We start from the raw sequence: 13,059 nt of genomic DNA on the forward strand, positions 1-13,059 counted from the left end.
GGTTCTCGCCTCAGGTGCTTTAATGGAATTCAACCCGCTCGACCTTATTCTGCATCTCGACGTTTACCTTGACCTGTTGGTGACCAACTACGGCACATGGGTTTACGCGATTCTGTTTCTGGTGATTTTCTGCGAGACCGGGCTGGTGATCATGCCCTTCCTGCCGGGCGACTCGCTGCTGTTCATCGCTGGCGCCGTGGCTGCCGGTGGCGGCATGGACCCGGTCCTGCTGGCCGGGTTGCTGATGCTCGCAGCGATTCTGGGCGACAGCACCAACTACGTGATTGGCCGCACGGTTGGCGAAAAACTGTTCAGCAATTCGTCATCGCGCATCTTCCGCCGCGACTACCTGCTGCGCACCCAGGATTTCTACGCACGCCACGGCGGCAAGACCGTCACGCTGGCGCGCTTCCTGCCGATTATCCGCACCTTCGCGCCATTCGTGGCCGGTGTGGGCAGGATGTCCTATCCGCGCTTCGTGGGCTTCAGCGTGCTGGGTTCGGTGCTGTGGGTCGGCAGTCTGGTGACCCTGGGCTTCTTCTTCGGCAACGTGCCATTCATCAAGCACAACCTGACCTTCCTGGTACTGGCAATCATCCTGCTGTCACTGGTGCCGATGGTCATCGGCGTGGTGCGCAGCCGCACCGCGCGTCCGGTCGACGCGCGCTGAACCATGTGGTCATTCAGCCACTGGCGCAGGCAGCGCACGCTGGCCCGACACCCGGTTGCTGAAGAACTATGGCAGAAGGTCTGCGCACGTCTGCCGATCCTTGATGGCCTGAGCAGCGGGCAAAACGCGCAACTGCGTGACGCCTGCGTGCTGTTTCTGCATGACAAACACCTCAGCGCACTGCCGGGCGTTGATCTGGATGACGAACAACGGCTGGTCCTCGCCGCCCAGGCGCAACTGCCGCTGCTGAACCTGGGCGAACTGAACTGGTATCAGGGTTTTCATGAAATCGTGTTGTACCCCGACGACTTCGTCAGCCCGCAGCGCCATCGCGATGCCAGCGGCGTCGAACACGAGTGGGATGGCGAGCACAGTGGCGAGGCCTGGCTGCAGGGCCCGGTGATTCTGGCCTGGCCCGGCGTATTGAGCAGCGGCGACTGGGATGGCTACAACCTGGTGATCCATGAACTGGCGCACAAGCTCGACATGCTCAACGGCGACGCCAATGGCCTACCGCCGCTGCACAGCGATATGCAGGTGACCGAATGGGCTCGCGTCATGCAAAGCGCGTTCGATGATCTCAACCGGCAACTGGACCACAACCCCGACGCCGAGCCCGCCATCGATCCCTATGCCGCCGAAGACCCCGCCGAATTCTTCGCCGTGACCAGCGAATACTTCTTCAGCGCACCCGATCTGCTGCACAGCAGTTACCCGGCAGTCTACGAACAACTGAAAGCGTTCTACCGCCAGGACACCCTGGCGCGGCTCGACCTGCTGCGTCGACAGGACCCGGCTTACCGGGATACCTGACGGCCGCCAAGGCCATGCGTGGCAACCAAAACAGAATATGCCTATAATCCGGACCACTTTATTGCGGTTCGCGCCACAATCTGTCTGGTCAACTAGGGGGGCAATGCCCAATGAGCTACAGCAAGATTCCGGCGGGTAAAGACCTGCCGAACGACATCTACGTCGCGATCGAAATCCCGGCCAACCACGCGCCGATCAAATACGAAATCGACAAAGATTCCGATTGCCTGTTCGTTGACCGTTTCATGGCCACCCCAATGTTCTACCCGGCCAACTACGGTTTCATCCCCAACACCCTGGCTGACGACGGCGACCCGCTGGACGTGCTGGTGGTAACCCCATACCCGGTTACTCCAGGCTCGGTTATCCGCGCACGCCCGGTCGGCATCCTGCACATGACTGACGACGGCGGCGGCGATGCCAAAGTTATCGCGGTGCCACACGACAAGCTGTCCCAGCTGTACGTCGACGTGAAAGAGTACACCGATCTGCCGCCGCTGCTGCTGGAGCAAATCAAGCACTTCTTCGAGAACTACAAGGATCTCGAAAAAGGCAAATGGGTGAAGATCGAAGGTTGGGGCAACGCTGACGCTGCCCGTGCCGAGATCACCAAATCGGTTGCAGCGTTCAAAGGCTGATCATCGATTGGCGTTTCAGGGCACGCTACACCCGTGCCCTGAAACACGCTCCCCCCCTCCTCGCTGCACCTCCCCGCACACCTCTCTTGCTGAAACGAAATCGCCCGTTTTTTGCAGCACGCACGTTTAAAAATGCGCCCGCCTTTTAGACATTCAATGAACAGTTCGTTAATGCCCGTATAGCGGGGGTAAACGCGCAATACCTCGTTTAGCGCCAAAAGCGCTATTACGGAATCCACCTACACGACATTCATTCCATCCGTAGTCCGGATAGCCACGCCCACCCTGGGATAACGTCGACGTCAACACCTCGTTCATTTAAACGCCCAGACGACGCCCGTAGACTTCGCCACTATGAATACATCAGGTGATCGACTCCGCATCCTCCTTCGGGAGTGCCATCTCACAGCGACTGATTTTGCCGCCAACCGCAAAATCACGCCGCAACACGTCAATAACTGGTTCAAGCGTGGCGTGCCCATGGCGCGGATTGACGAGGTGGCTGAACTGTTGACCGTTAACGCCCGCTGGCTGCGCACCGGCGAAGGCCCCAAACACCCTAACGAATGCGCCAATGAAAACACCGGCGGCGATACCCGCGTCATCATTCATCAGGCCAGAAACGTGTCGCGCGGCGACGTGGAAATCCAGATTTTCATGGAAGCGGAATCCACCCAAGGCCTCGGCAAGACCGTCCTCGCCGAAGCCCCCGGACAGAAAATCCGCCTGCCCCTGCAAGTCCTGCAGAACATGGGCATCGACCCGAAAAACTGCATGTGCGTCGCCATGGTCGGCAACAGCATGGCCGACAAGATCCAGGACGGCTCGATCCTCGGCGTCGACCGCGAACTGACCCAGGTCATCGACGGCGAAATCTACGCCCTCGAACACGGCGGCATCCTGCGCGTCCGCTACCTCTACCGCCTGCCCAACGGCGGCCTGCGCCTGCGCAGCCACAACGACGCCGAATACCCGGACGAACTGTTCAGCGCCGAAGACATCGACAGGGAAAAAATAAGGATTCTGGGCTGGATATTCTGGTGGTCGACCCTGAACAGCCGACGCAATGCCATGCTGCTGTTATGAGGTGTTTACGGCTGAAAGGCATTCGGGCTGGGCATGGGAGGCGAAGTTCAGTATCCTGTTCGCCATCCAGAGCACCTGACGCAGTCATGCGATGCGGTGTTTGAACGGGGCATGTGATCCGTTTGCCCTGTTGCCTATTCGCGCTTCTTCAAGAGGCGCACCTGTTGAAGGCGATTGCGGTCTATCAAAAATAGATCAGAGCCGCCTACGAGAAGCCGGCCACAAGCCGGCTTTTTAATGTCTGCTGCTTTCTTCCTGCGGCTGGGCAGTGGATATCATCTGCTTGAGAAGCTTCCCGCCAAATCAGCCGCTGGCAGCACCTTGCTGGTTGTCCCGGTCGAAACCCACTTTAGGATAATCCCAAGTCAGGTTTATTCAGGTAGCCGGACTATTCAGACGGCGTGCCCAAGTGAAAACCATCCATAACGCTCGCTACCAGGCGTTGCTTGATCTTTTGCTGGAAGCGCGCAACGCAGCCGGTATGACGCAAAAAGAATTAGCGGTCCGGCTAGGGCGACCGCATTCGTTTGTCTCAAAGACAGAGAATGCCGAGCGCAGGCTCGATGTCATTGAGTTCATGGATTTCTGTCGGGGGATCGGGACTGATCCGTACACGTTGCTCAGCAAGCCGGACTCGATGGCTCGCCCATGATCGACAATCGCGAAGCTTTGCTGGATGAGCGCTTGCGAGAGGAATGACTCATAGCGATTCAATGCAGTCCGTTCTGGTCAGATACAGGACGATCACGGACAGCCTACTACGTCCCGCCCTCTCCACAGCTTCCAGACCTGTTCCCAACCGTCTTCGTGACTCGGCCCCGAGACGACAATCAGTTGGCTGCACGCACCGTTGCCCAGTTGCCTGCTGTAACCCTTTGCCAGTTCAGTCGGGATCATTTCGTCACGAGTGCCCGACAAGTGACGCTGAGGTATCAATGCCAGGCGCTGAATGTAATCGAGTGGGTCCAACGATCCATTGAGAGGCGAAAGTCCTTTTAGTGCTGTCCACTGATTCGGGGCCAGATTGCCAGCGATGGTCTGGATCCGGGTGATGTCGTTTCGTTGTCCAGCCAGTAGCAACGCGAGGGTTGCGCCGCCTGAATAACCAATCAGCTCGAACTCGTTATTACCGTAACGTTGTTTCATCTGGTCCAGCGCACTGCTGAGGCTGGTGACCACTGCCTGGGAGAAACGGCGATTGGTCCAGAGGGCAGCGTTGCAGGCCGGGGCCGTGATGAATTGGCAAGGTCGTGCCAGATAGGCGCTGGGCGTCGGGTCGTTGACTGCCAGCTGCGGCACGAGGAGCTTACGTGGGCTCGGGTCGAGACTGGGTTGAGTGGCGGTGGCCCAGGCATGACCGTCGCCTTCCAGATAGACCCGCAGACGGTTCGCTCTGAAGGTCTCTGGCGGTAACAGCGCCGCCAGAGGAAAGGGCTGTGCCGACAGAATCTGCATCTGTCGGCCATGCTGGTCGGCCAATTGCTGTAGATCAGCGCGCGGCGACTGACAACCGGCGATGGCTCCGCTCAACAGCAGCGCCATCACGACTGCAAGGGTACCGCCCAAGCGTTTTCGACCAAGGCGGTAACTCCACATCAAAAGTCGTAACGCACTTTTGCAGAGAACACATCGGCATCGAAGCCCGATTTACCGATGTAGTCGTAGTTGACGCCCAGTGTGACGGCCCCCAGTTTGTAATCGGCACCCACACCCGCTTCGTAACTGTCACGCACGGCCTTGGCGCCGCTGGTAACAAACGGTGTACTGCCGAGCAGAAAGGTGGACGTGCTCTGCGCTTCGGCGGCGGCGAAGTCGTGGTAGGCCATCAGTTTGGCCTGTGGCTCCAGCGTTCCGGCACCCAGGAGGAAGCTGCCAGCCACGCGCATGCCTGCGCCCAGCTCAATGGTTTCGTAACGCTGATCTTCAACCTTTAACGCAGCCGACGAGCCTTTCTCACGATAGCCGTCGATGTTCACTTGGCTGTAACGCGCCGCCAGGCGTGGTTCGACCAATACTTGCGAGTTGACGTGATAGGTGTAACCACCCACCAGATTCAGGCCCAGCAGGTCACTGTCGTAATCTGCCTTGGCACGCGTACCTGCAATGCTGCGTTTGCCCTGGTTGTCATTGAGGCCGTAAGTCAGGCTTGTATCGACAAAGTAATTGCCTTGTTCGAAGCCGCCGTACAGTGTGAATGCATGGCTGTCGACTTCGGTTTTGTTACCACTTTTGCCATTCACGTCGGTATTGATGAAGCTGTAGGCCAGCCCCAGCGTCAGGTTGTCGTTGAGTTTGCCGTCGGCGCCCACCGCAATTCCGCTGCTGTACGCGTTATAGCCCGCAATCCCGTCACGCTGGCCTTGAGTGGCGTCGCTGTAAAGCGACTGGACCCAGACACCTGCATTTTTGAAGCTCTCACCAGAAGAAGCACCGCGTATCGAGCTGGTGCGGCTGCCAGTCACGTTGCTGATCAGGCCCTGGCTGGTAGTAGCGGCGCTTCTGGCCCCGCCGTTGACCTCCGGCGATAGCTGAGAGGCCAGCTTGGCGAGCTGCCCACCGTCAGCGTTCAACAAAAGCTGTTTGAACGCATCACTGTCGTTCAGCTTGCTGATGATGCTGTCGCCGGTCAGGTTGACCAGTGTGGCCTGTTCATTGACTGAGCCACCGTTGTTGGCAACTACCTGAGCGACCTCTTCCTTGCCCTTGGCGGTGACCACAGCCACAACGTCTTTGCCGTCAACGGTATAGCTGTCGATTTTAAGTAGCGCCGAGGTACTGACTACATCCAGTTTGCCAGCAGGGTCGACCGCGCTTCCATCCTTGGTCAGCAGTTCGATCTTGCCTGATTCGATAAGCGTGTAAGCAGTGCCGTTGGCATTGAAGTCATCACCCTTGGCCGCGAGCTTTACTTGCGCTCCTGGTTCGAACTGAGTAGTGCCGGTAACTTTGAGCACCGCGGTTTTAGCATCAGTGGCCTTACTCAGATTCAGACCGAGCGCCGAATTGCCGTCGACATAGAGATCGCCGCCAATGCTGCTGTGTGCGGACTCGAAAGTCATGGTAGTAGGACTATCGGAGGTGCCACCAACGTAAACCGATCCGCCGCTCTTCAGGCGAATGTTGTAGCCATCTTTACGGCTGTCAGTACCCGTGAAGGAAGTATCCCCTTCCAGCTCGATATTGCTCACGTCGATCAGGTTACCGACAACGATGCTGCCCTTTCTCAGGATCAGCTCGATCGGACGATTGCTTCCAGAAGCGTCGATGGCCCTGTCAGCAGAAATGATCGAACCTTCGTTATAGATATTGAAGTCGCCCCGTTCGATGTACCAAGGCTGAGCGCCGATCATAGAGAACTTAGTGGTGCCCATCACAATAGCAGCGCTCTCGCCGCGGATCGTCCCGGTGTTGGTTATGTCCGCACTATTGCCTATCATGGTGGCCCCGTCGATTCGAAGACCTTGAGATCCCGCGCCGCTAGCGGAGAGGCCGCCATGGTTTTCGAAATATCTCAGACTCGTGGCGACATCCAGGGCCGTCGCGCCTTGACCAGTAACGTCAACCAGACCTCGGTTGATAACGTTGCCGCTAATCTTGCCGCCCTCAAGGCTGATGCCTTTGACTACTTCACCATTGGCAAAGGTGCCGGAACCGCTGATATTCGCGTTGAGGATCAGGTTCTTTTCAATGGTCGAACCACTTAGCTGAATCGCATCTTTAACCGCACTCCCCGTATAGGCACCGTTGATCTCAAGGTTGCCGGTATGGGTCTGACCCTCGCTTTTATAACCAGCGTTGGTCAGTTCGACTGTTTCAGCAAAAGCAGGAACAGCAGTTGCAGCTACAGCCATGGCGAGAAGGGTCCTGCGAAACATCACAGAGTTCACGATTCATTCCTTATGTGGGGGGGGGGGCGCTTCCATGCGTAGCGAACATGCCGCAGCAAAAAGTGGCGATTGGCCACACAGAAGAGCGCGGCGAGAATAAAGTAACCGACTTGAAATAACATCAAATATTATCGATACAGTTACACTTCGTTAAGATCGTTTAAGCACTCGGGTCAGATTGCTAGACCCGATACGACTCCGCATGCGCCACGTTCCTCAGCGTGCGCCAGTAAGAGCGAACGCGCTTCGCAAGAGTCGGCGAGGTGCTGAACAGTACGATGGTCGCAAAGGACACCCACCAGCCGGGGCGCAGGCAGGTCAGCAGGTATTGATTGAGCCAGATGCGCGCTATTCTCAGCCTGTAGCCCTTCGGATCGAGCCTTTGCAATTGCTCTATCGCAGAGGCTTTGTAGAGTGTCGTCAGTACTCGGGGGCTGGTCAGAAAACGTTCCGGGAAGTCGACGCCAGCCTCGCAGTGGTTGAGGACTCTGAAGTTGCGTCTCAAGACGTTGTCCCATAACTTCAGGTTGCTCAGCCCTACCTCGCAGGGTCGTGCGAGCCGGGCGTCGATGCCCTTCCTGCGCATGACACCCAGCATCAGTGCCTGCTCGCTCACCAGGCGCACGGACGTGTAGCCAATGAAGTTGTCAAACGGGTTGCGAGACGGCCTGTCGTTGAAAAGCGCGTCCCTTGCGAACAGTGGTTGCTCCCACATGGCGAGCATTGCTTCGCGCGTGCCGAATTGAACGAGATCCGATATGTGGAACAACATCGGCAACCGTTCAGGGTCGCGAATATAAAGCGTCGTGGTGGTGATGGGCGTGTCGAACAGCTGTGTCTCGCCCGGCTCGGTATCATCGGACTGACCTATGACAGCCAGTGCAGCGCTGGTCAGGTTGTGATCGGCGCGCATTTTCATGACATAGGGTCTTGAAGCGCTTTGAATACCGCATAGCGTCGACCGCAGCATGCGATTGATGTTGATCTGATTACCGGCGTCATCAACGAAGGCACCCGGATCATCCGACATGACGATCTGGTCCGACTTCACATCGGACGTATCTTCATGACGCCAGGTCGAAACGATGATTTCGGCATCTGGCAGGTGCGTCCGGATCGATGCGATGCAGGCGAAGATATTTCGTTTGGAACTGAGGTTGCGATACAGGGGCCCCTGAATAACCACGCTGATTTTTCTGGAGTCGACGGCCACAAGATGAGGCATGTGTTTAACCTTGTAATGAGAAGCGCCTGCTACCGACGGCTAGCGGCAGATCGGTCAATGGGATCTTGCAACACGCCGAAAGACGCGCAGAGCAACACGCCGCATTCGACGCAGGATGCCCGCCAGCAATGGAAGACTTATCAGTACTCTTTCAAGACGAGTGACCATGAATAGCCTGCCAATCTGAACGGAACGGGCTGAGGCTGTTGTGCTTGCCGGCAAATTGTTGAACGACGCATTGAGGGTTCGCGAATAAATGCCCAGGTGCATGGCGGGCACCATGATCACGAGGTTTCGCTTTCGCAGCTTGGTGCTCAGATAGTTGTAGCGAGCAATTTTCTGGATGAAGTCCATGCAGGTAGCAGAGTCATGCTGGCCAAAATCGATCAGCACCCAGTCGCTTTCGACTTTATCCATGTGCTGGGCAACTCTGTTTGCCACGATGCCGCTTAGAGCATTGCAGTGAAGAAAATCATCCAGGCTGAACAAAGCGTGTTCGGTCGATGAATCGCTGGCGGGTAGTTCGGCCAGGTTGTAACGGTCATCAATCACAAGGACGGGAACGGTCGTCCTATGCTCGTGCTGAATGCGCGCCAACTGACAGATCAACTGATGGCTGGCGGTGCTGGGGCTCAAATGAGAAACGACGAATACCTTCACTTCGCCCCCTTGCTGTAGGACATAAAGGGAGTCGAGTTGTAGATGGCCTTCACAGCAGCCCACAGGCTTTCAAAATAGAAACTTTTCCCGTTGTTTCGATAAGCCCGAATGGCCGAAATCAAAATGCCGGGGAGCGACAGAAGGTTGTGGTGAAAGTAATCATCCTGCTGGCGAGCAAACCAGGTCTGCGTGCCGCGTTGACGCAACATATTGCGCACCTCGGAGCTCTGTGTAATCAGTGTCTGTTTGGCCAGCACAGGGTCTGTGAGGAAGCGATTGACCAGAAACTCCTGACGCATGCTCGGTAGCTGGTCGAGCAACACGAGCCTCTCGAAGTCGTTGATAAACGCTCTGACCGTCTCACTGTCGTTTTTGAACGTGGACTGCTGCACCACATTATCGATCAGTTCGATCCAGGCTCGAACAGGGAGGTGATCAAGACCGGTTGGAATAACGACCGCCGACGGGTTGGCCAGGTATTTGTCAGCGAACTGCCGCAATCTGGCCAGTGCGGTCTCGGCAGACAGGTTCAAAAGAGGTTTCTTTTCCAGCAGGGACACATAACAAGGCCCGGATATTCCGAGACATCCGTCAACGGATTCGACCGGAGCATTGCCACCCAGCAGCGCCCGGGAGGTCATCGACTGAGTGATGCCAAAGGGATTGATACGGTTTGGAATACCCGAGCGCGACGCTCGCAACGCATGCTCAATGTCTTCGTACTCCACCCAGTGCAGGGACTCGTCCAGCGGGCAGGCATTCCAGACATCCTTGCGACAAATGTAGAGGCTGCCTGTCGGGTAACTTGCATCGTTGTTGTAGCGCATCGGGCTGGCGAAACAGAACCCGGTCCGGTCGACGTCCGGGAATATTGAAGGCGCAATGGACTGGGCATTACCGCTGGTGCGGTGCAGCCCCAGCAGCCCCTGCGCGACCTCGTCCATAGCCATGCCGTAATCCGAGTAACGCCGCGGATGCATGCTGATTCGGTTATCGAAGAACATGCTTTGCAAGGTCATCAACGGATAGCGCGGGCCAAAGCGGCGGACAACTTCCCCGAAGTGTTTTGGCAGAAAGACGCGGTCGTGCAGGATCACCAGATTGCTGTGTCTGGCCTCCAGTGCGAGACGGTTTTTCTTCTTGCAGATCTGCACGGGCGGGGCAGTGATGTCCTCCCCCACGATGCGGACCTTGTCGAAATAGGCGAAATTACTTCCCGGTGTGCCGCACAGCAGTATCTCCTTGTGCGGGATGTCAATTTCCAGAATGCGCTTCACGACGGCATTGAGAACAGTGGCGTCGCCTGGACCGACAGGAATGCCGAAGGTCCAGCTGTCGAGATCGTCGTTAGATTCCGCAGTCAGCCTGGATACTTTCCTGTAAGTGACCGAGTTGGCCGAACGCGCAATGACCTTGAGCGATTCCGCGAAGTAATCACGATCCAGATAACACTCGATTGGCGTGTCTTCGATAACCGTGATCTTTTCGCCAACATTCAGAAAGTGCGCACCGTCCCACAGCAGCAGCGGAGACAGCGGTGAATCACTCTGGACACCATAAAAACAATAGCTACCCGCGCCATACATACGCAGCGGACGCTGCGCGGCATGTAGTTTCCTGATCACCCGTTCAGGCTTGCGAAAGGGATGCGCGCGGAACGAGATGAAGCTGGAGCACTCATGAGGCAGCAGTAGCCCCACCGGGAGGCTGCGCAGACTGCCCGCCGCTATGTAACCGAGGCTTGGGTGGTGCTGGAGATGGGTCGTTTTCATGGTCAGACGACGTACTTGTCAGCAAGCGCACCCGGCACCTTCACGACAACGGTGGTCGCATCGGTGAGCGCTTCAAACGCCGTGATATCGCCCGGCTCCAGAACGATGATGTCGCCGGCATGCCAGACCTGATCGCGCATGTTGACCGACCCGGCAATGAGTACGGTTATCTCGGTGGCGACCTTGTGGTAATGAGCCGCTTCCTTTTCACCTGCCTTGTAGGTCTTGACCCCGACCTCACAGGACTCGGTACTGAAAACTGCAGGTTCGAATCCGCCCACGAACCAGCCTTTGACCATGTCTTCCAGTCTGGCCGTTTTCATCGCATGTCTCCTGCTTCGAAAGCGTGGAGCTGACTGTCGGTTTTCAGTGGCCGGTACTGATTGGGTTCGATCCGGTAGGCGCCGATCTTTTTCTGCAACAGCACCAGCTCATTGAGAGCGGGGGCTATGTAGAAGTTGTCGTTGACCCTGGCGTCCTTGCGAATCATCTCCTTGGCTGCCGATACGAATAGCGAGCCGGACTTGAACCAGTACACACCGGCAATGGCGTTTGAGCTGATCGGGTTCTTTTCGGCTGCTTCGATAACCCGGCAGTCGCTGTCCAGGCGCGCGAATGAATAACGAGGGTGCAGAGAATTGAAGATGACCACTCCGGCATCCTCATGACGTTGCCGAAACGCACGCACTGCATCCAGCAGCTGGATATCCAGAAAGTCGCTGACGCTGAGAATCAGCAGTTCGTCATCGTTGTCGATTTCTTCGCTCGCCAGAAGCGCTGTGCAAGCCGCACCACGGGTGATGTTGTGGACCGGTAGAACACTGGCCGACGGGTGCATTTGCGGGACCATGTTGCGAAGGTGCAGCCGGGCGATCTCGTTGTTCGAGAATGTGCAGATCATCCTGCGCGGCTGAAGTACTGCGCAGTTGTCTATCAGCGTATGAATCAGCGGCTTGCCTTTGTGTTCGCACAGGTAGTGCGGGTACTCGCCCTCATCATGCGGCGCCTCTGTCTGCCTGCCGGTCAGAAGAATGATATTCAACGCGCTCACAGGACTGCCGCCTTGTCGAAGTTGATCTGTTCAACTTTGCCAAGAATGTTATTGAGGTTTACATCGCAGGTTTCAGCCACGACCAGAAGATGTGCGCCTGAGTCTCTGGCGGCCTTGATGCCATTCTCGTTGTCCTCGACGATGAGGCATTCTTCAGGCTGAAGACCCAGTTGGCTGATGGCCTTGGTGTAGATATCCGGCGCTGGTTTGGCATGCTTGACGTCTTCGTTGGAGAGCCGCAGATCGAGGTATTGGTCGAGATCTGCCCTGTTCATCATGACCTCCACGGTGTTGCGAATGGAGTTGGACGCCACTGCCAGCTTGTAACCCAGCGTTTTCAGTGATGACAACGCGTACTGATGCACAAAGGTCGGTTTGCACTGGGCGTAAACGATCTCCATGGTGTACTGCTGCTTCATCTCGTTGATGAAGGCGTGCAACGCAACCGGCAGGTCGCGTTCGACACTCAGCATGTCGAGTTTGCGCGAGGTGGGCAGACCGTCGTAGGCGGTGAGATGTTCGTGGCGACTGATATTGTAACCGAACAGGCTGAGCGCTCTGTTGAGTGCGTTGTAATGCCATTCCTTGGCGTCGATAAGGACACCGTCCATATCGAAAATCACTGCCTTGATCATGATTGCCTCACGTGAAGAAAGTGGCTGCGTCTGCGGGAAGATCAGTACACAGCATCAAACGGTCCTGCGACCTGAACTCGAGCAATTGCTGCCACAGGGCGCCATGACCACGCCCGTGCAATTCGGGTGACACCACACAAACCTGCTTGCCCAGGGAAAAAAGATCGCCAATGATCTGGTTGGAGAACCACTCACCCTCAAAACCGTCAAGCCAGACGCCTGCAGCCTGTTTGAGCCAGGCTGGCGACGGCTCTACATCGCTGAGACGGGTGTAAGTGGTGAGGTTGGCGTTGAGGTAACTCCGCATGTCCGGCACCGCCATATCGAAGGCGAACCAGTTGGTATGGCCGTAACGGGCGAAGGTTGCAGCGAGAGCCTGTGCCAGGCCATCCGCCTTGACGTTGATGGCCAGAGGCAGGTTGCGGCCCGCCATGATGTCGAGCAGGCCGTCCAGCGTCAGCTCGCCGCCCGCAGGCATGTCGTGGGAGATGACCAACTGGCGAGCCACATCACGGACATCGGTTTCGGTGCCGAAGCCAAGGTCGAATGATCGATGAAAGGCTTCGGGCAGATTGCGCTGCGGCCTTTGCAGCCAATAGCCGCGATGGCTGATGATCTGCAT

Annotated in this window: 14 protein-coding genes; 5 read left to right on the plus strand and 9 right to left on the minus strand. The window is 56.9% G+C overall.

Annotation, left to right across the window (positions count from 1 at the left end; all coding sequences use genetic code 11):
• Positions 1-22 precede the first annotated feature (22 nt).
• From PCPL58_RS25330 to PCPL58_RS25350, 5 genes are all read left to right on the plus strand, one after another.
• Entirely contained in the window at positions 23-670 is a 648-nt protein-coding gene (locus PCPL58_RS25330; protein WP_003366404.1) for a DedA family protein, read from the plus strand.
• A gap of 3 nt (positions 671-673) precedes the next feature.
• Complete coding sequence (locus PCPL58_RS25335; RefSeq protein WP_065350723.1) at positions 674-1,483, plus strand: M90 family metallopeptidase; 810 nt, start codon at positions 674-676, stop codon at positions 1,481-1,483.
• Between the two features lie 110 nt (positions 1,484-1,593).
• The gene (gene ppa / locus PCPL58_RS25340) at positions 1,594-2,121 is read left to right on the plus strand and encodes an inorganic diphosphatase (protein WP_003366402.1); all 528 of its coding nucleotides are present in this window, start codon (positions 1,594-1,596) and stop codon (positions 2,119-2,121) included.
• Between the two features lie 354 nt (positions 2,122-2,475).
• Positions 2,476-3,207, plus strand: a complete 732-nt coding sequence (locus PCPL58_RS25345) for a LexA family transcriptional regulator (RefSeq protein WP_042930418.1) — start codon at positions 2,476-2,478, stop codon at positions 3,205-3,207.
• Positions 3,208-3,616: 409 nt separating this feature from the next.
• Entirely contained in the window at positions 3,617-3,859 is a 243-nt protein-coding gene (locus tag PCPL58_RS25350; protein ID WP_065350724.1) for a helix-turn-helix domain-containing protein, read from the plus strand.
• A 92-nt stretch (positions 3,860-3,951) separates the two neighbouring features.
• Here PCPL58_RS25350 and PCPL58_RS25355 read toward each other — a convergent pair whose 3' ends face one another.
• The 9 genes from PCPL58_RS25355 to PCPL58_RS25395 all read right to left on the minus strand — a co-directional run bounded on the left by PCPL58_RS25355 (position 3,952) and on the right by PCPL58_RS25395 (position 13,059).
• Positions 3,952-4,803, minus strand: coding sequence for an alpha/beta hydrolase (locus PCPL58_RS25355; RefSeq protein ID WP_003431886.1), 852 nt, complete (start codon positions 4,801-4,803; stop codon positions 3,952-3,954).
• Positions 4,803-7,082 (minus strand): autotransporter family protein, encoded by a 2,280-nt coding sequence (locus tag PCPL58_RS25360; RefSeq protein ID WP_065350725.1) that lies wholly within the window; start codon positions 7,080-7,082, stop codon positions 4,803-4,805. The genes PCPL58_RS25355 and PCPL58_RS25360 overlap by 1 nt, the downstream gene beginning before the upstream one ends.
• Positions 7,083-7,275: 193 nt before the next feature.
• Entirely contained in the window at positions 7,276-8,319 is a 1,044-nt protein-coding gene (locus PCPL58_RS25365; protein ID WP_065350726.1) for a WavE lipopolysaccharide synthesis family protein, read from the minus strand.
• Between the two features lie 54 nt (positions 8,320-8,373).
• Positions 8,374-8,979, minus strand: coding sequence for a hypothetical protein (locus tag PCPL58_RS25370; RefSeq protein ID WP_065350727.1), 606 nt, complete (start codon positions 8,977-8,979; stop codon positions 8,374-8,376).
• A complete protein-coding gene (locus PCPL58_RS25375) occupies positions 8,976-10,751 on the minus strand; it encodes a hypothetical protein (RefSeq protein WP_065350728.1) in 1,776 nt (591 codons plus the stop codon). Before PCPL58_RS25375 ends, PCPL58_RS25370 begins: the two co-directional genes overlap by 4 nt.
• A 2-nt stretch (positions 10,752-10,753) precedes the next feature.
• Positions 10,754-11,074 (minus strand): hypothetical protein, encoded by a 321-nt coding sequence (locus PCPL58_RS25380; protein WP_003317241.1) that lies wholly within the window; start codon positions 11,072-11,074, stop codon positions 10,754-10,756.
• Positions 11,071-11,802 (minus strand): glycosyltransferase family 2 protein, encoded by a 732-nt coding sequence (locus tag PCPL58_RS25385; RefSeq protein ID WP_065350729.1) that lies wholly within the window; start codon positions 11,800-11,802, stop codon positions 11,071-11,073. The genes PCPL58_RS25380 and PCPL58_RS25385 overlap by 4 nt, the downstream gene beginning before the upstream one ends.
• A complete protein-coding gene (locus PCPL58_RS25390) occupies positions 11,799-12,437 on the minus strand; it encodes an HAD family hydrolase (protein ID WP_065350730.1) in 639 nt (212 codons plus the stop codon). Before PCPL58_RS25390 ends, PCPL58_RS25385 begins: the two co-directional genes overlap by 4 nt.
• A 7-nt stretch (positions 12,438-12,444) precedes the next feature.
• A complete protein-coding gene (locus PCPL58_RS25395) occupies positions 12,445-13,059 on the minus strand; it encodes a PI-PLC domain-containing protein (protein WP_065350731.1) in 615 nt (204 codons plus the stop codon).

Origin of the sequence: Pseudomonas cerasi (assembly GCF_900074915.1) — a bacterium.
Classification (GTDB): domain Bacteria; phylum Pseudomonadota; class Gammaproteobacteria; order Pseudomonadales; family Pseudomonadaceae; genus Aquipseudomonas; species Aquipseudomonas cerasi.